The 19,118-nt window shown below is 50.4% G+C and carries 16 protein-coding genes; 2 read left to right on the forward strand and 14 right to left on the reverse strand.

What is annotated here, in order from left to right:
- Positions 1 to 25 precede the first annotated feature (25 nt).
- The 10 genes from glnS to sdhC all read right to left on the reverse strand — a co-directional run bounded on the left by glnS (position 26) and on the right by sdhC (position 14,416).
- On the reverse strand, positions 26 to 1,690 hold the full coding sequence (gene glnS, locus BLW37_RS05410) for a glutamine--tRNA ligase (RefSeq protein WP_091340729.1): 1,665 nt from the start codon (positions 1,688 to 1,690) through the stop codon (positions 26 to 28).
- A gap of 126 nt (positions 1,691 to 1,816) precedes the next feature.
- The gene (locus tag BLW37_RS05415; protein ID WP_091340733.1) at positions 1,817 to 4,216 is read right to left on the reverse strand and encodes a TonB-dependent receptor; all 2,400 of its coding nucleotides are present in this window, start codon (positions 4,214 to 4,216) and stop codon (positions 1,817 to 1,819) included.
- Between the two features lie 192 nt (positions 4,217 to 4,408).
- Positions 4,409 to 5,281: a succinate--CoA ligase subunit alpha gene (gene sucD / locus BLW37_RS05420; RefSeq protein ID WP_091340736.1), complete on the reverse strand. Its 873-nt coding sequence runs from the start codon at positions 5,279 to 5,281 to the stop codon at positions 4,409 to 4,411.
- Entirely contained in the window at positions 5,281 to 6,447 is a 1,167-nt protein-coding gene (sucC, locus tag BLW37_RS05425; RefSeq protein WP_091340739.1) for an ADP-forming succinate--CoA ligase subunit beta, read from the reverse strand. The genes sucD and sucC overlap by 1 nt, the downstream gene beginning before the upstream one ends.
- 271 nt (positions 6,448 to 6,718) lie before the next feature.
- Positions 6,719 to 8,260, reverse strand: a complete 1,542-nt coding sequence (odhB, locus tag BLW37_RS05430; RefSeq protein ID WP_091340743.1) for a 2-oxoglutarate dehydrogenase complex dihydrolipoyllysine-residue succinyltransferase — start codon at positions 8,258 to 8,260, stop codon at positions 6,719 to 6,721.
- Complete coding sequence (locus tag BLW37_RS05435; protein ID WP_091340746.1) at positions 8,257 to 11,085, reverse strand: 2-oxoglutarate dehydrogenase E1 component; 2,829 nt, start codon at positions 11,083 to 11,085, stop codon at positions 8,257 to 8,259. Before BLW37_RS05435 ends, odhB begins: the two co-directional genes overlap by 4 nt.
- 110 nt (positions 11,086 to 11,195) lie before the next feature.
- Positions 11,196 to 11,915, reverse strand: coding sequence for a succinate dehydrogenase iron-sulfur subunit (locus BLW37_RS05440; RefSeq protein ID WP_091340749.1), 720 nt, complete (start codon positions 11,913 to 11,915; stop codon positions 11,196 to 11,198).
- Between the two features lie 12 nt (positions 11,916 to 11,927).
- Complete coding sequence (sdhA, locus tag BLW37_RS05445; RefSeq protein WP_091340752.1) at positions 11,928 to 13,700, reverse strand: succinate dehydrogenase flavoprotein subunit; 1,773 nt, start codon at positions 13,698 to 13,700, stop codon at positions 11,928 to 11,930.
- Positions 13,701 to 14,048, reverse strand: coding sequence for a succinate dehydrogenase, hydrophobic membrane anchor protein (gene sdhD / locus BLW37_RS05450; protein WP_091340755.1), 348 nt, complete (start codon positions 14,046 to 14,048; stop codon positions 13,701 to 13,703).
- The gene (gene sdhC / locus BLW37_RS05455) at positions 14,039 to 14,416 is read right to left on the reverse strand and encodes a succinate dehydrogenase, cytochrome b556 subunit (RefSeq protein WP_091340758.1); all 378 of its coding nucleotides are present in this window, start codon (positions 14,414 to 14,416) and stop codon (positions 14,039 to 14,041) included. Before sdhC ends, sdhD begins: the two co-directional genes overlap by 10 nt.
- Positions 14,417 to 14,788: 372 nt before the next feature.
- Between sdhC and gltA the strand changes: the two genes are divergently transcribed.
- The gene (gene gltA, locus BLW37_RS05465; protein WP_091340763.1) at positions 14,789 to 16,072 is read left to right on the forward strand and encodes a citrate synthase; all 1,284 of its coding nucleotides are present in this window, start codon (positions 14,789 to 14,791) and stop codon (positions 16,070 to 16,072) included.
- A gap of 105 nt (positions 16,073 to 16,177) precedes the next feature.
- On the forward strand, positions 16,178 to 16,627 hold the full coding sequence (locus BLW37_RS05470) for a SufE family protein (protein ID WP_091340765.1): 450 nt from the start codon (positions 16,178 to 16,180) through the stop codon (positions 16,625 to 16,627).
- Here BLW37_RS05470 and tcdA read toward each other — a convergent pair.
- Genes tcdA through BLW37_RS05490 form a run of 4 tightly spaced genes read right to left on the reverse strand, consistent with a single transcriptional unit; the run spans position 16,624 to position 19,117 of the window.
- Positions 16,624 to 17,451, reverse strand: coding sequence for a tRNA cyclic N6-threonylcarbamoyladenosine(37) synthase TcdA (gene tcdA, locus BLW37_RS05475; protein WP_091340768.1), 828 nt, complete (start codon positions 17,449 to 17,451; stop codon positions 16,624 to 16,626). The two genes, BLW37_RS05470 and tcdA, sit on opposite strands and share 4 nt — an antisense overlap.
- A gap of 7 nt (positions 17,452 to 17,458) precedes the next feature.
- Entirely contained in the window at positions 17,459 to 18,184 is a 726-nt protein-coding gene (locus BLW37_RS05480) for a TIGR01621 family pseudouridine synthase (protein WP_091340770.1), read from the reverse strand.
- Positions 18,177 to 18,932 carry a 3-deoxy-manno-octulosonate cytidylyltransferase gene (kdsB, locus tag BLW37_RS05485; protein ID WP_091340772.1) on the reverse strand — a complete coding sequence of 252 codons (756 nt, stop codon included), beginning with the start codon at positions 18,930 to 18,932 and terminating at the stop codon, positions 18,177 to 18,179. Before kdsB ends, BLW37_RS05480 begins: the two co-directional genes overlap by 8 nt.
- A complete protein-coding gene (locus BLW37_RS05490; protein ID WP_091340774.1) occupies positions 18,917 to 19,117 on the reverse strand; it encodes a Trm112 family protein in 201 nt (66 codons plus the stop codon). Before BLW37_RS05490 ends, kdsB begins: the two co-directional genes overlap by 16 nt.
- Position 19,118 lies beyond the last annotated feature (1 nt).

Below are 19,118 nucleotides of genomic sequence, written 5' to 3' on the forward strand. Positions count from 1 at the left end.
GGAAACCCCAACACTTAAGCAAGGCTTAAGAAGCATCGCTCCAGCTATCTCGCAAACCTACGGTGCGGTTAAACACCAGGCGCTCCGAGCTTGAGTCGATACTGTCGGCGCAGTAATAACCCTCACGTTCAAACTGGTAGGCATGCCCGGCAGCTGCATGCTGCAAGGATGGCTCCACCAGGCCTTGTTTGATTAACAAAGACTCAGGATTCACACACTGCAGAAAATCTTCCTCTGCAGCAGGGTTCGGTACACTGAACAAGCGATCATAGACCCGGAACTCGGCTGGTTTGGCCTGGGTTGCTTCGACCCAATGGATCACCCCCCTCACCTTGCGGCCATCAGCTGGATTCTCACCCAGAGTCTCCGGCAGATAACTGCACAGCAGCTCGATCACCTTACCATTCGTATCTTTGACGACTTCGTCGGCCTGGATCACATACGCATTACGCAGCCGCACACAACCGCCAGTCACCAAGCGCTTGTACTTTTTATTGGCTTCTTCGCGAAAATCAGCCTGATCAATGTAGACCACCTTACCAAAGGGTAACTGGCGTTGTCCCAAGCTGTCATCGTTCGGGTGATTCGAAACATCCAGCCACTGCAACTCGCTATCCGGATAGTTGGTAATGGTCACTTTCAACGGGTCCAGCACCGCCATAGCGCGCGGTGCCCGTACATTCAAATCATCCCGAATGCAGGACTCGAGGGCACTCATCTCAATGATGTTGTCTTGCTTGGTCACACCAATGCGTTTGGCAAACTCCCGAATCGACTCCGGCGTGTAACCACGGCGGCGCAACCCCGCGATGGTCGGCATACGCGGATCATCCCAACCCTGCACCACTTGCTTTTCCACCAGGGTTTGCAGCTTGCGCTTGCTCATCACAGTGTATTCCAGATTTAAACGGGAAAACTCAATCTGCTGCGGGTGGCAATCGATGCTGATGTTATCCAGGATCCAGTCGTACAAACGGCGGTTGTCCTGAAACTCCAGCGTACAAAGCGAATGGGTAATACCTTCCAATGCATCCGATATACAGTGGGTGAAATCGTACATCGGGTAAATGCACCATGTGTCGCCGGTTTGATGGTGATGGGCAAACTTCACCCGGTAAATCACCGGATCGCGCATGCAGATAAAAGGCGAGCTCATATCAATCTTGGCTCGCAGCGAACACTCACCTTCTTTAAAACCACCAGCGCGCATTTTTTCAAACAGCGCCAGGTTTTCTTCCGGCGAGGTATCGCGAGTTGGGCTGTGCTTGCCTGGCTTGGTCAGGCTACCGCGGTATTCACGCATTTCCTCGGCATTAAGAAAACAAACATAGGCCAGACCTTTTTGGATCAGCTCGACCGCAAAACCATAGAGCTTATCAAAGTAATCCGATGAATAATGCAACGGCTCTTGCCAGTCAAAGCCCAGCCACTTCACATCCTGCTGAATGGAGTGCACAAAATCGATGTTTTCTTTTTCAGGGTTGGTGTCATCAAAGCGCAGATTGCAGCTGCCCTGATAATCTTCGGCAATACCAAAATTCAGGCAAATGGATTTAGCGTGGCCAATATGCAAAAAGCCATTCGGCTCAGGTGGAAAACGGGTATGTACCGAGTTGTGTTTGCCACTGGCTAAATCTTTATCGATGATTTGACGAATAAAATTACTGGGGCGATGATCTACGTCCGCCATAGCTGATTGAGTCCTTTTCTGGAACATACGAAATTTGGCTCATTATAACAGCGAAACCAACACTTAACAGTGGCACCTGAATGAAAAAGGGGCCTAACAGGCCCCTTTCATTGATGATGAATTTAATTAAAAGAAAGTGTAATCAATTCGCATCGTTACAGAACGCTCATCGGCATACAAAACATTCAGATTATTTGTACTACCTGAACGAGTTCGCGCCTGACGGAACAACTCAATTTCGCTGTCGAACAAGTTGTTGATAAAGACACTCAATCGCAAGTTATCATTTAGCTCCATACGACCAGACAGATTCACTCTGCGATAAGCATCCGATGTATCTGTACCATCTTCACGCGCGTTAAAGTGCGAGTTGTATTTGCCGTAGGCTTCTAAATCCAGCCGAACAAAAGTTTGCTTGCCGAATAAGTTCAACCCCTTGTCCAGCCCTATATAGGCATTGTACTTAGGCACTTGTGTCATATTCTGACCAGCCTCAGCTTGCAGTGACGGGACGTTATCCAGTAACTTTGCATCGGTATAAGAGGCATTGAACACCAGATCTAAGTCGTTGGCAAAGCTGTATTTACTTTCCCACTCAAAACCACGCGAGCGCGCTTTTGCCGCATTAGCAGTGTAACTAAAACCACAGGTCGGCATGTACACACTAGCCCAAACATCTGACCAATTGATTTGGTAGATAGCAGACGAAAACTGGAAATTACCAGTATTCATCTTATAACCAATTTCATAGTTATCAATAGAGTCAGAGGTATAACGCTCCTGATACCCCTCTGCGAAAGGATCATTACGGCAAGCATTGGCTAACGGTGCATTGTTACCGCCAGGACGGTAACCCTCTGAATACAGGGCATAAACCGACATTCTGCCAGAGTCAGGTAACCATGCGATACTCACTTTTTTACGATTACCAGATTCTTCGCCTTGACTCTGAACAGTCCTGCCTTCACGGGCCTCCCAGATGCCTGAATAGCCGAAAGAAGCGTAGTCTTCCAAGTCAAAATAGCGGATACCGGCCGTCAGCTCGAAACTGCCGATATTATCCGTCCGAATGGTGTAACTGGCTTCACCAAACAAAGCTTTTTCTACTGAGTAAGAGCCATTGTAGTACAGGTTGTAGTTAATACTGGAATCACCATACCAATACTCGCCTAGCTGACCCACGTTGAACACACCCAACTCACCCCAGTAGTCTTCCCAATCTACCCAATCGTTCCAATCAGAGAAAATGGCAATACTGCGCGGATCACTTTCATGATACTGGAACTGGCTGTTTGGAATATTGCCACGCCAACCTTTGTCATAAAAAGCACCGATGGTCCACTTCAGGTTTTCTGTTTGGCCAATATCCTGAATACGGAACTCGTGAGTCAAACGAGATGTTTTGTCGTAGTTAATGATCCAGGTTTTGACCATATCGGCCATGTCAAGACGTGACCAGTTATCCAGTGAGTCTTCCCGGTTTTGACGATAAGAACCAGCATAAGTCACATCAGCAAAGTTCAGTACATTGTCAAAGTTTGCACTTAATGAGAACAGATTAGTTTCATCTTTTAACCAACCATCCAGACTTTCCCAAATCATGTACTTACTAGGACGACTGGAAGAAACATTGCCGAAACACTCCGCACGGCTTTGTCCTTCAGCACAAGGTGAAAAACCATAGTCAACATCGTAACCATAGATTGAATCTGGATTTTCAGTAGTATTTGCAAACAAACGGCCAGTAGGTCGAGATAAATCAGCAATGCGAGTGCCTACGGTACTTGTTTGCACATTGTAATAACTAAAGTTGACACTTGTATCATCATTTAGTTGCCATAAAAACTGGGAGCGAATGTATTGATCTTCAACTTTGCGCTGGGTTCCGGTCGCTGCATTAACAATAGTACCGGGTTTATGGCTGCTATGTGCAGTGACCCGCATTGCCAGTGTATCTTCAATCAAAGGCAAGTTAATGGCAGCCCAAGCTTGCAGGTTGGTGCCATCAACATTTTGAGTCGATTTTGCTTGAACAGAAGTATTCAGTTCAAAAGTATCCAGCATTGGCTTTTTGGTAATAACCCGAATGGTACCGCCAATTGCATTCGATCCCCAAAGCGTACCTTGTGGACCGCGCAAAACCTCAACAGCTTCAATGTCATATAAGTCGACAAAATTGAATGGAATATCGTCTGTAAATGATGAAGTGGTCGATGGTGCGGCACTGTTGCCGCCAGATAAGCCGCGTAGTATTAATACCCCTGTCGGAGAGGCTGCACCGGCTAAAGTGCGCTGTAAATCATCTTTGGTAATCAAGTTCCGATCAGCTATTTCCAGAGCAGAGATCGAAGATACATTCATAGGGACTTCGATAATAGTTTCAACACGCTTACGCGATGTAACCGTGATCACCTCAACATTATCGTCGGTTGCACTGGACTCATCAGCAGCCAATCCTGTTGAAGTGGTTATTGAAAGTGCGCCTGCGAGTGCAGTGTAAAGCAACGATTGATTAAACGTATGCATACTTAAGTTCCTGGTGTTTGTTATTATGTTTTTTTATGATCTATTGCAAAAAAGCAATAACTAATATAGTGCACAGATCTCTAGAAAAAATGCAATCCTCTATCCAGGTAAAATTGTAAAATGGGGGTATCAAGGGCTAGAATGCAAAAAACCCGCTGCAAGCAGCGGGTTTTATTTGAAGCAGAAAGCAGCTTACCAGCCGGTCAGCTCACGCAGTGCTTTGCCGATATCGGCCAAAGAGCGCACCGTTTTCACGCCTGCATCTTCCAAAGCACGGAACTTGTCATCGGCTGTACCTTTACCACCAGAAATGATGGCGCCAGCATGGCCCATGCGCTTGCCTGGAGGGGCAGTAACACCTGCGATGTAAGAAACCACCGGCTTGGTGACGTGATCTTTGATAAAGGCAGCCGCTTCTTCTTCGGCGGTCCCACCGATTTCACCAATCATCACGATGGCTTCGGTTTTTGGATCGTCCTGGAACAACTTCAGAATATCAATGAAGTTAGAACCTGGAATTGGGTCGCCACCAATACCTACACAGGTAGACTGGCCAAAACCTTCGTCGGTAGTTTGCTTAACCGCTTCATAGGTCAAAGTACCAGAACGGGACACGATGCCCACTTTACCGGCCTTGTGGATATGGCCTGGCATGATACCGATTTTGCACTCGCCTGGCGTAATCACGCCCGGGCAGTTTGGACCAATCATCCGCACGCCCTTCTGATCGATGTACTCTTTAACAAACAGCATATCGATGGTTGGGATGCCTTCAGTGATACAAACAATCAGTTGAATACCGGCATCAGCCGCTTCGATGATGGCATCTTTGCAAAATGGTGCTGGGACGTAGATCACAGTCGCAGTTGCGCCTGTAGCTTCGACCGCATCACGTACAGTGTTAAATACCGGCAGACCCAAATGAGTAGAACCACCTTTACCCGGGCTCACACCACCAACCATCTGCGTACCGTACTCGATAGCCTGAGTGGAGTGGAAAGTACCCTGGCTGCCTGTAAAACCCTGGCAGATCACCTTGGTGTCTTTATTGATCAGAATGCTCATTATTTGCCTCCTGCAGCTTTAACAACAGCCTGAGCAGCTTCAGTCAGAGAGTTGGCTGCAATGATGTTCAAGCCGCTGTCTTGCAGTTTTTTCGCGCCCAGCTCGGCATTGTTGCCTTCCAGACGAACTACCACAGGAACGTTCACACCGACTTCTTCCACCGCACCGATGATGCCTTCGGCAATCATGTCGCAGCGGACGATGCCACCGAAGATGTTCACGAACACTGCTTTCACGGCAGAGTCAGACAGAATGATTTTGAACGCTTCAGAAACACGCTCTTTGGTCGCACCGCCACCCACATCGAGGAAGTTGGCAGGCTGGCCGCCATTTAGCTTGACGATGTCCATGGTACCCATGGCCAGGCCAGCACCATTGACCATACAGCCGATGTTGCCTTCCAGCGCCACGTAGTTCAGTTCCCACTGAGCAGCACGGGCTTCACGCTCGTCTTCTTGCGACGGATCATGGAAAGCACGGATTTTTGGCTGACGATACAGCGCATTGCTATCGACCACCAGTTTGGCGTCAAGGCAGTGCAGATTACCGTGAGAGGTAATCACCAATGGGTTGACTTCAATCAGCGCGATGTCCAGATCAACAAACATCTGAGCCAGGCCCAGATAGATTTTGGTGAACTGCTTGATTTGCTCTGGCGTCAGGCCCAGCTTAAAGCCAATTTCACGCGCCTGGAACGGCTGAGCACCCACCAAAGGATCAACCGCTACTTTGATGATTTTTTCTGGCGTTTCTTCAGCCACTTTCTCAATGTCTACACCACCTTCGGTCGATGCCATAAAGACAATACGACGGCTGGCACGGTCTACCACAGCACCCAGATACAATTCTTTTTCGATATCGGTGCAGGACTCAACCAGGATTTTGCTGACCGGCTGGCCTTTTTCATCAGTTTGGTAGGTCACCAGGTTTTTGCCTAGCCAATGCTGTGCAAAATTACGAATTTCTTCTTTGGAAGAAACCAGTTTCACACCACCCGCTTTTCCGCGGCCACCAGCGTGAACCTGTGCTTTAACGACCCAGCGATTGCCACCAATACGGTCTGCAGCTTCAGCAGCGGCTTGAGGAGTTTCCTCCGCAAAGCCTTCAGAGACTGGTAATCCGTACTCGCGGAACAGCTGTTTTGCCTGATACTCGTGCAAATTCATGGCTATTTTCCGTTATTTAAAAATGAAAGCTGGCCTACTGGCGCAGCCTGACCAACAGATCGGCGCATAGTATAGCGCTTCACCGCCTGATTCGGAATGCTACAGACGTCTAACTGCAGCATTATTTCGCAATTTTTTGGCATAATCAGCCAGATCTAAAACAACGACGACTGATCTGAAATGGCTATGTCCAAGACAAAGCGAGCAGTCTCACTGGACTGCTCGCAACACGGCAAGGCCATCAGCCTTGCCAAAGACAACCGCTCTGCAATTAGATATCCAGCAGAATGCGGGTTGGGTCTTCCAGCAACTCTTTGATGGTCACCAGGTAACCAACCGACTCTTTCCCATCGATGATACGGTGATCGTACGACAGCGCCAGATACATCATGGGCAGGATTTCAATCTTACCATCCACCACCATAGCGCGGTCCTGTATCTTATGCATACCAAGGATAGCAGATTGTGGCGGATTGATGATCGGGGTCGACATCAGCGAGCCAAAAACACCGCCATTGGTGATGGTGAAGTTACCACCTTGCAAATCGTCCATCGACAGCTTGCCATCGCGACCTTTAATGGCCAAATCTTTGATGGCTTTTTCGATTTCGGCCAGGTTCATCTTGTCGCAATCACGAAGAACCGGCGTCACCAAACCACGCGGTGTTGACACCGCAATGCTGATATCAAAGTAGTTATGGTAGACGATATCGTCGCCGTCGATGCAAGCATTGACTTCAGGGAAACGTTTTAGCGCTTCAGTGACTGCTTTGACATAGAAAGACATAAAGCCCAAACGAATGCCATGACGCTTCTCGAATACGTCCTGGTACTGCTTACGCAGATCCATAATCGGCTTCATATTGACTTCATTGAACGTGGTCAGCATGGCGGTGGAGTTCTTCGCTTCCAGCAGGCGGTTGGCAATGGTTTTGCGCAAACGCGTCATCGGTACCCGCTTCTGGGTCCGATCACCACTGACCGCAGCAGGTGCCGCCGCCGCAGCAGGCTTAGCTGCTTCTTTGCTACCGGCTGAAGCCAGATGTTTTTCCACATCTTCTTTGCTGATGCGGCCATTTTTGCCACTGCCTTTGATTTTGCTGGCATCCAGGCCTTTTTCAGCAATCAGGCGACGAACGGACGGGCTTAGTACATCGTCGCTGCTGTCATCGGAAGCTTCGGCTTTGCTGTCCGCTTTGTCGTCGGCTTTCGCTTCAGCCTTGCTGTCGCTCTTGGCTGGCGCAGCACCGGCTTCGAGCTTACCAATCACTTGCTCAGCCTGCACGGTTGCACCAGTATCTTCCAGAATTTCGCCCATCACACCATCGGCCTGAGCAACCACTTCCAGCACCACTTTGTCGGTTTCAATATCGACCAGCACCTGGTCGCGGGTCACAGCTTCACCTGGCTTCACATGCCAGGTTGCAATGGTTGCATCAGCAACAGATTCAGGAAGTACGGGTACTTGAATGTCCACTTGTTCACCTTTTGCGGATTGTTCAGATTGAGAGGGTTCCGCTGCATCAGCACCTTGCTTGGACGCAGCAGCAGAGGATTTGTTATCACCGGCGGCTTTACCGCCAGCGCTCAGGGTAGCCAGCACTTGCTCTGCCGTCACAGTGTCGCCTTCCTGATGTTTAATGGAGTCGATCACACCGTCATCCGGGGCGGCTACTTCCAGCACAACTTTATCGGTTTCAATATCTACCACGATTTGATCACGGCTAACAGTGTCGCCTTCCGCCACATGCCACTTAGCAACAGTGGCATCAGCTACAGATTCTGGCAATACAGGTACTTTAATATCTGTCATTGTTTTTCCTCGTGATTCAGGGTCAGGGCATCGTTAATCAGCGCCTGTTGCTGCTTATTGTGCACTGACAGATAACCCACAGCTGGTGAGGATGAGGCTTCACGACCGGCATAGGTCAGGTAGCCAGCTTTACCAATAGCTGCGCGGAAATGATGCTGACTGCAATACCAGGCGCCCTGGTTTTGCGGCTCTTCCTGACACCAGACGTAATCGGTCACATGGCTGTACTGCGACAGAATTTGTTCCATTTCTTCGTGCGGGAATGGGTACAACTGTTCCACACGCACAATGGCAATATCGGTAATTTCGCGTTTACGACGCTCTTCGAGCAATTCGTAATAGACTTTACCGCTACAGAACACCACCCGTTTGACATCGGCTGGTTTAATATCATCGATCTCACCAATCACATTCAGATAGCGGCCAGATGCCAGCTCTTCCAGCGAAGAAGTTGCCAGCGGATGACGCAATAAGGATTTTGGCGACATCACAATCAGCGGACGGCGCATCGGTCGTACTTGCTGGCGGCGCAGCATGTTAAACACCTGAGCCGGCGTGGTTGGTACACAAATTTGCATATTGTGATCAGCACACAGCTGCAAGAAACGCTCTAAACGAGCTGAAGAGTGTTCTGGCCCCTGCCCTTCGTAACCATGCGGCAGCAACAGCGTTAAACCGCAGAGACGGCCCCATTTTTGCTCGCCCGAACTTAAGAATTGGTCAATCACCACCTGAGCACCGTTGGCAAAGTCACCAAACTGACCTTCCCAAATCACCAAAGCGCGTGGCTCTGCCGTAGCATAGCCATACTCAAAGGCCAGCACGGCTTCTTCCGACAGGGCAGAATCGTACACCTGGAACGGGCCCTGCTCGTCCGAAATATGCTCCAGCGGTACATAAGTACTGCCATCGGTTTGATTGTGCAATACCGCGTGACGATGGAAGAAAGTACCGCGGCCAGAATCCTGACCAACAATCCGAATACGGCTGCCTTCGTGCACCACAGAAGCATAAGCCAGGATTTCAGCAAAGCCCCAGTCAATTTTCTTTTCGCCCTGAAGCATTTTGGCGCGGTCTTCGTATACCCGACCGACCTGACGCTGTAATGAATGGCTAGCTGGAATGGCCGTTGCCTTTTCGCCCAAAGCAACCAAAGCGTCGACACTCATGCTGGCATCGTAGTCGCTATCCCAGTCATGATTGAGGAAAGGCGTCCAATCGACTGAGCTGGTATGATCCATTTGTCGCCACTCATCGACCACACAATCACCTTTATCCAGCGCATCGCGGTAATTGGCCATCATGGCTTTGACATCATCGTCACTCAGCAAGCCTTGCTTGGTTAGCTTCTCAGCATAGAGCTCGCGCGGTGTTGGGTGCTTTTTGATTTTTTGGTACATCAGCGGCTGTGTTGCATTCGGCTCATCCGCTTCGTTGTGACCATTACGACGGTAACAAACCAGATCAATCACCACATCACGCTTGAACGTATTGCGGTAATCCACCGCCAATTGCGCCACCAGCACCACAGCTTCCGGATCATCACCGTTCACGTGGAAAATCGGTGCCTGGACCATCTTGGCAATGTCGGTGCAATATTCGGTAGAACGGGTATCTTCACGGTTCGAGGTGGTGAAGCCCACCTGATTATTGATGACAATACGAACGGTACCGCCCACTTTAAAGGCACGGGTTTGTGAGATATTGAAGGTTTCAGCCACCACACCCTGGCCGGCAAAAGCAGAGTCACCATGGATAGTGATTGGCAAGGCCAAAGAGCCATCGGTGCAGCCACGACGATCCAGCCGGGCGCGAACCGAGCCCATCACCACTGGATTAACAATTTCAAGGTGCGACGGGTTAAAGGCCAATGCCAAATGCACATTACCACCTTTGGTGGCGAAATCGGATGAGAAACCCATGTGGTACTTCACATCACCGGCACCGACCACGGTGTACTTACCGGCAAATTCATCGAATAAATCCGATGGGTTTTTGCCCAAGACGTTGATCAGAGTATTCAAACGGCCCCGGTGCGCCATACCAATCACGCAGTCTTTGGCACCCTGTTCACCGGCGCGGTGAATCATGGTTTTCAGCATGGGGATCATGGCATCGCCACCTTCCAGACCGAAACGCTTGGCCCCTGGGAACTTGGAGCCGAGGTATTTTTCCAGGCCATCAGCAGCCACCAAATCTTTCAAGATGCGACTTTTGGTGTCTTTGTCAAAATCAGGAGTGGAGTGAATACCTTCCAGGCGCTGCTGGATCCAGCGTTTTTCATCGGTGGAAACAATGTGCATGTACTCGGCACCGATGGAGCCGCAGTAGGTTTTCTCCAGAGCTTTGTGCAGATCGCCCAATTTCATCGTTTCCGGACCACCGGCAAATGATCCAACATGGAACTCGGTATCGTAATCAGCTTCAGACAGGTCGTGATGCGACAATTCGAGGTCACGTACCCGCGGCTGCTTCCACAGATCCAGAGGATCCAAGCGAGCATGCTGATGCCCACGAAAACGATAGGAGTTGATCAATTGCAACACTTTGACCTGACGCAAATCGGCCGACTGACTGCCCTGCACCGTCACCACTTCACGATGCTTGTTGCGCGCCAGTTCAGCAAATTGCTCGCGGATATCCGAGTGCCGAACTTCCAGATCAACACCATCAAGCTTTGGCAACTGAGCGAAAAACTCACGCCACTCGTCCCCTACACTGGTAGGTTCCGCCAAGTAGGATTCATAGAGCTCATCCACATAGGCCATGTTGCCACCGCCCAGATGAGACGACTCTAACCACGCCTTCATCACACCTTCGTGCATTTAGTTTCCCTTATTTCTGCGCACCTGGAAAAACCGCAAAAAAATAACAGTATAGTCTAAGTTACTGTTATTTTTGTGCTTGCATCAGTTACTTGCTCAAAAGGGGCGCTTTACAGCGCCCGGCTCAATAACATCGATTTGATCTGACCAATAGCCTTGGTCGGATTCAGCCCTTTCGGACAAACATTGACACAGTTCATAATGCCATGGCAGCGGAAGACGCTAAAGGCATCATCCAAATCGTTCAGGCGCTCTTCGGTTGCTGTATCACGGCTGTCCGCCAGGAAACGGTATGCATGCAACAAACCCGCCGGGCCAATAAATTTATCCGGATTCCACCAGAATGACGGGCACGAAGTGGAGCAACAGGCACACAAGATGCACTCGTACAAGCCATCCAGCTTAGCCCGCTCTTCAGGCGACTGCAAAAACTCACCAGCTGGTGGCAACTTGCTGTCGTTAATCAGATAAGGCTTCACTTTCTCGTACTGGGTGTAAAACTGGCTCATATCCACCACCAGATCACGCACCACTGGCAAGCCTGGTAAAGGCCGAACTACAATCTTACCACCTTTTAGACCAACAGCGGACAAGGGTGTGATGCAAGCCAGGCCATTTTTGCCATTCATATTCAAACCGTCGGAGCCACAAACCCCTTCACGGCACGAGCGGCGAAACGACAAGGTCGGATCCTGTTCTTTTAATTTTAACAGCGCGTCCAGCACCATCATGTCCCGGCCTTCCGGGTTGTCCAGCGTGTAATCCTGCATGCGCGGCGCATTGTCGACATCAGGGTTGTAACGATAGACGGAGAATACTAACTTCTTCATCGCATTGCCCTCTTAGTAAGTACGCGCTTTCGGTGGGAAAGCTTCACGGAACTTAGGCTCCAGGTTCACTTTCCGCTTAAACATGGACTCGGTCTCCGGACTGTAGACACTGTGACACAACCAGTTCTCATCATCACGGTCTGGGAAGTCAAAGCGCGCATGCGCACCACGGCTTTCGGTGCGGTAATTTGCCGCCACAGCCGTGGAGTACGCCGTTTCCATCAGATTATCCAGTTCCAGACATTCAATACGCTGAGTATTAAAATCCGAGCTCTTGTCGTCCAAACGGGCAAACTTCAGCCGCTCACGGATGGTTTTCAGTTCTTGCAAGCCTTCAGCCATGGCTTCGCCTTCACGGAATACCGAGAAGTTCAATTGCATGCAGTTCTGCAGGTCTTTTTTAATCTGGACCGGATCTTCGCCCTGGCCTGGCTTGCTGTCTTCCCAGCGACGTGTGCGCGCCAACGCAGCATCCAGATCCGAATCAGAGGCAGCACGGCCTTCTGAAGTAGCAGCCAGTGCTTCACCCAGATGCAGGCCAGTAGCACGACCAAACACCACCAGATCCAACAGCGAGTTACCACCCAGACGGTTGGCACCATGCACCGATACACAAGCGATTTCGCCACAGGCAAACAAGCCTGGCACAATGGCATCGTTACCATCGGCAGTTGGCTTAATGACCTGGCCATTCACGTTGGTTGGAATACCACCCATCATATAGTGGCAGGTTGGGATCACCGGAATAGGCTCTTTCACCGGATCAACGTGCGCAAAAGTACGTGACAGCTCACAAATACCTGGCAAACGGCTTTCCAGCACGTCTTCACCTAAGTGATCCAGTTTCAGTTTAATGTGCACGCCCCAAGGGCCATCGCAACCCCGACCTTCACGTATTTCGGTCATCATGGAACGAGCAACCACGTCACGACCTGCCAAGTCTTTGGCATTTGGCGCATAACGCTCCATAAAGCGCTCACCATCTTTATTCAGCAGGTAACCACCTTCACCACGGCAGCCTTCCGTCACCAGCGTACCGGCACCGGCGATACCGGTTGGGTGAAATTGCCACATTTCCATATCCTGCAGTGGCACACCAGCACGCAGTGCCATACCAACACCATCACCGGTATTGATGTGGGCATTGGTGGTCGATGCATAAATACGGCCAGCACCACCGGTAGCCAGCACAGTGGCACGGGCTTTAAAGTAAACGATTTCACCAGTTTCAATATCGATGGCAGTACAACCGACCACAGCACCATCCTGGTTTTTCACCAAATCCAGCGCATACCATTCGCTGAACACCTGAGTGCGGTTTTTGACGTTTTGCTGGTACAGCAGGTGCAATAAGGCATGGCCGGTACGGTCGGCGGCGGCCGCGGTACGGGCGGCTTGCTCGCCACCGAAGTTCTTCGACTGACCACCGAACGGGCGCTGATAAACGCGGCCGTTTTCAAAACGGGAAAATGGCAGGCCCATGTTCTCCAATTCGGTAATAGCTTCAGGGCCGGTTTTACACATGTATTCGATGGCGTCCTGGTCACCGATGTAGTCGGAGCCTTTGACCGTATCGAACATATGCCATTCCCAGTTATCCGGGTGAGAGTTGCCTAACGCAACGGTAATGCCCCCCTGGGCAGACACGGTGTGCGAGCGGGTAGGGAAAACTTTCGATAACAAGGCACAGGTCAAACCGGACTGGGTAATCTGTAAGGCAGCGCGCATGCCGGCGCCGCCAGCGCCAATCACAATGGCATCAAACTCACGAACTGGAATACTCATTTACACACCCCACAACACAAAGAGGCCAGCAGCTACGTAACCGAAAGCCACTACACTGACCAGAAACTGCACCACGGCACGAATGCGTGAGCACTTGATGTAATCGGTTACTACCTGCCACAGGCCAATACGAGCGTGAATGGCAACAGAGATAAGCGCAAGTAAGGTAAAGATTTTCATCCACAATTGAGCAAATAGACCTTGCCAGATTTCATAAGTCACTTCCGGCGTGACCAAAAAGAAACCCAGAATAAACAGAACGTACAAACCGAGCACTGTCGCGGTCGCACGAATAGACACATAATCCTGCACGCCATCGCGTTTCAGGGATGCTTGATTCAGAACCATAACCAACCTCCGGCCAGAACAGCTAATACAATCCACAGGCCAATGGCCACGCGCGCACTGGTGTTGCCGGAAGACAACTCTTCCCAGTAGCCGAGATCCATCACCATATGACGAATACCACCAATCAGGTGATACAGCAGCACCGTAATAGTGCCCCACGCCAGGAATTTAGCGAAATGAGAGGTCAACACAGATTTCACCAGCTCAAAGCCTTCAGCAGAAGACAGCGAGACGGCCCAAGCCCATACAACCAGAATCAGGGCAATGAACATTGCCACGCCGGTGACACGGTGCAGGATAGAGGCTTTCGCAGATGCCGGAAGTGAAATTGTGGTCAGGTCGAGATTTACAGGTCTTTGCTTTTTCACAGTTTCTTGTCCATCGACGCCCGTACACGAGCTTTAGTTGTGATTATTGAAGAACTGAATAATCAGTCATCACCCTCAGCATATACTGCAGGGAACCCAAGCTGGTTCAACTGAAATTACTGAGGAAGGTGAACTGTTTCAGCACCGGCAATAGTATATATTTCATGCCTTGTTATTACAATTTTTGTTTGGTTTTACAGGAAAAAATCCTGTGCCGGCACGTTGCCATAAACAAGCTTGCGCTGCAATACGACCAGAGTCGTATACTTATTGCGCAAAAACGCATTAAAATTGACTTTTGGGGTGGATTTGCAGTTAGAATAGCCGCAGCATCCCTCTTCTGATACTTAATCTATTAATAGGAGAAATCCAATGGCAGATAAAAAAGCCGTCGTGCAGATCGATGAGAAATCGTTCGAGTTGCCTATCTATTCAGGTACGGCCGGCACCGACGTAATTGACGTTCGCGCCTTGGGTCAGCATGGGTATTTCACCTTTGATCCCGGTTTTATGTCGACCGGTTCATGTGAGTCAAAAATTACCTATATTGACGGTGACAAAGGCGTGCTTCTGCACCGGGGTTACCCTATTGAGCAACTGGCGGAAAAATCCAACTATCTGGAACTGTGTTACTTGCTGCTGGAAGGTGAGCTCCCGAATCAACAGCAGTTTGACCAATTTGAAAATACCATCACCCGCCATACCATGGTGCACGAAAAAATTGCCTCTTTCTTTCAGGGCTTCCGGGTTGATGCCCACCCTATGGCCATGCTTTGTGGTGTAGTCGGTGCTTTGTCATCATTCTATCACTCGGATCTGGATATCAATGATCCAGAGCAGCGTAAACGCAGTGCCCATCGCCTGATTGCCAAGTTACCAACCATCTCCGCGATGGCTTACAAATACACGGTAGGACAGCCATTCGTTTATCCACGCAACGAGCTAAGCTACGCCGAAAACTTCCTGCACATGATGTTCTCGGTACCAGCCGAAGATTACAAAGTAAGCCCAGTGCTGGCTCAGGCTATGGATCGCATCTTTATGCTGCATGCCGACCATGAGCAAAATGCATCGACCTCCACGGTGCGTCTGGCCGGCTCATCAGGTGCTAACCCGTACGCTTGTATCGCTGCCGGTGTCGCCTCGTTGTGGGGCCCAGCGCATGGTGGTGCTAACGAAGCCTGCCTGAAGATGCTGCAGGAGATTGGCTCAGTAGAACGTATTCCTGAGTTCGTGGCCCGCGCCAAAGACAAAAACGACGCTTTCCGTTTGATGGGTTTTGGTCACCGCGTATACAAAAACTTTGACCCACGCGCCAAAGTGATGCGGGAAACCTGCCACGAAGTGCTAAAAGAGCTGAATATCAAAGATCCTTTGCTGGATGTGGCCATGGAGCTGGAGCGCATTGCGCTGGAAGATCCCTACTTCATCGAGAAAAAGTTGTATCCGAATGTCGATTTCTACAGCGGCATTATCTTAAAAGCCATTGGCATTCCAACCAGCATGTTCACGGTGATCTTCGCTATGTCACGCACGGTTGGCTGGATCTCTCACTGGGATGAAATGCTGAGCGAAAAAGGTCACAAGATTGGCCGCCCGCGCCAGCTTTATACTGGCCATACAACTCGCGAGCTGAAAGTCATTAACGAACGCTAACATTCTGTTTAGCAAAAAAATTAAGCGACCTCCGGGTCGCTTTTTTACTTTTAGTACGTATTAGCATAGACTATCGCACTGCACAGTGAATTACTCGGAGTTGTCATGCTTTTCCGTCTTGCCAGTACTATTGACCTCACCGCTGAAGCCCTTCGGCAGGTGGAGCAATCACTGCCCGAACTGGCACAACAAGGGCATTGGCAGGAACGTTATCGTCGTCTGATGCAACTGGCTAAACAATTACCTGTCATTCCGGAAGAGCACCGGCCAACCAGTGCGTTGATTGATGGCTGTGAGAGCCGGGCCTGGCTGATGCATTACCACGATGGTGCCACCGATAAACACTACTTTTTATTTGAATCCGATGCTCGCATTGTGAAAGCTTTGCTCGCTGTTTTATTATGTCAAATCAATGGCATGTCAACGGAGGAACTTAAGAGCACCAAGCTGGAGCAATGTCTGCAGCGCTTGCATTTGACACAACATCTAAGCCAATCACGGGCCCGCGGTTTGACAGCCGTCATTCAAAGGTTAAAGAAAATACAGTCCAGTTAAGGCTTGACCAGCGCTTTTTGAGCTAGCTTTTGCAACAGCCGCGCCACAGCTGCCATGCCAAAACTGGCCGTCACCACAGTGACTGCACCAAAACCACCACTGCAATCAAGCCGCATCGGTCCGTCCGACGTTTGTTTTTGCTGACAAACCGAGCCATCCGGCTGGGGGTATTTCAGTTGCTCGGTCGAAAACACACAATCAATACCAAACCGCCGTTTCGGATTGCGGCTGTAATGGTAATCCCGACGCAGGGTATTGCGCACCTTGGCCAATAAAGGATCGTTAGTAGTCTGGGTTAAATCGGCAATCGCGATCTGAGTCGGATCCATCTGGCCACCCGCACCGCCGGTACAAATCACAGGGATTTTCTGTCGCTTGCAATACGCCACTAAAGCGACTTTCGCAGCGACCGAGTCGATGGCATCGACCACATAATCCAGATTGGCTGTAATCAACTCAGACAGGTTGTCCTTACTGACAAAGTCCGAAACCTCATGCACCTGACAACCCGGCCAGATAGCCCGCAGACGCTCCGCCATCACCTCGACTTTATCGCGGCCTATAGTCTCGCTGCTGGTGTGAAGCTGACGGTTGGTGTTGCTGACACAGATATCGTCCAAATCAATCAGCGTAATTCGACCAATACCGGAGCGCACCAGCGCTTCTGCCGCCCAGCTACCCACCCCACCTACGCCAACCACAGCAACATGAGCTTGCTGAAAGTAGGCAAGTGCTTGCCTGCCGTACAATCGGGCAATGCCAGCAAAACGTTGCTCATCCCGGATTTCAGATAAAGTATTGCCTGCCGGCTGTTCACTATGCATCACGTCTTTAGGCACCACGATGGTTATTCTCTTTTGGTTGCAGCCAGGATGGCCAATTCAGTTGCCAGGGTCTGGGCCAAAGTGCCGCCAATTCGTCCTCTAAACGCAAAAATTCTGGCCCATCCTGTGGGGCACAGTGTAACTCAATGCGCTGACCATGCCAGTCAAAACAAAGGGCATAAGCATGCAGATAACCTCGCTCTGCCTGGCTGCCACCATAGAGGGTATCGCCAAGGATGGGGCTGCCAAGGCTTTTCAACGCCACCCGGATTTGATGGGTTTTCCCCGTCCAGGGTTTCAGTAAATAAGCCCGTACCACAGGCACGTCCGCTTGCTGTGCGGCCAAACCTTGACTGATAAAGTATGTCACCGCAGGCTGCTGCTGACTGGCCAGCAATTTCCAGGCGCCGCGCCGGGCTTTGGTCATATCGCCTTTCACCCAACCCTGTTTTCGTTTAGGCTTGCGATCGCTTAGTGCCAGGTAATATTTTTCCATCTGCTGCTGGCGGAATTTTTCTGCAAACAAAGCGGCTGCCTGCGAGGATTTAGCCAGTAACAATACACCCGAGGTAAGTTTATCCAGTCGGTGGACCGGGTAGAGTTTCAGGCCAAGTTGCTGTTCAGCCTGAACCACAAACCCCGCCTCAGATTCCGAGTGAAAACTAACGCCCGCAGGTTTATGCAGAGCCAACCAATCGACATGATTGGCAATGATCTGAAAATGTTCAGTCATCGAGTTGCTTGCAATAGGCTCTGGCTGCCGCCAGATCTGCCTCGGTATCTACCCCATGCGGTGGTTTTTGCAGTGCAGTGGCCACATGGATCTTTTCGCCTTGCCACAGCACCCGCAACTGCTCCAGCGACTCGATTTGCTCCAGCACCGACATAGGCCAGGCAACGTAGCGCCGGATAAAACCAGCCCGATAGGCATAGATACCAATATGGCGGCGATAATGCAGTGCCAGCTGGCTGCTGAACTGACCATCCCGATCATAAGGGATCGCGGAGCGGCTAAAATACAAGGCATATCCTTGCTGATCGCTGACCACCTTCACCGTATTCGGATTGCTGATGTCCGCTGCATCATCAAGAGGCACAGCCAATGTTGCCATCTCAGCCAACTGTTGATTGGCCAGGTTGGTTGCAACCTGATTAATAATGGCAGGCGGAATAAAGGGTTCATCACCCTGTACATTCACCACCACGGCTTCATCCGTCAGGCCAAGCAGCTCCACCACCTCGGCCAGACGCTCTGTGCCGGAGTTGTGCTCGGCTCGTGTTAAACAGACTTCCCCGGCAAAGGCGCTTACTGCATCAGCCACACGCTGATCATCAGTCGCGACCACCACCCGGCTTGCTCCACTGGCTAAAGCCTGGCGATAGACCCGTTCCACCATCGGCATACCGCCAATGTCTGCTAAAGGTTTTCCCGGCAAACGACTGCTGGCATAGCGGGCAGGAATAACTACGATGAAGTCCATGACTGTGTTTCCTCCGCGGTCAAAGAGCGGGCTTCCGATTCCAGCATGACCGGGACACCATCGTGCACCTTAAATGCCAGCTTATCGAAGGTGCAAATCAATTCACTCTGTTTAGCAGAGTACTTCAGTTTGCCCTTGCACAACGGGCAAGCCAGAATTTCGGTTAATGCAACGGGTAAGCTCATG

This window comes from Alkalimonas amylolytica, assembly GCF_900107845.1.
Classification (GTDB): Bacteria; Pseudomonadota; Gammaproteobacteria; order Enterobacterales; family Alteromonadaceae; genus Alkalimonas; species Alkalimonas amylolytica.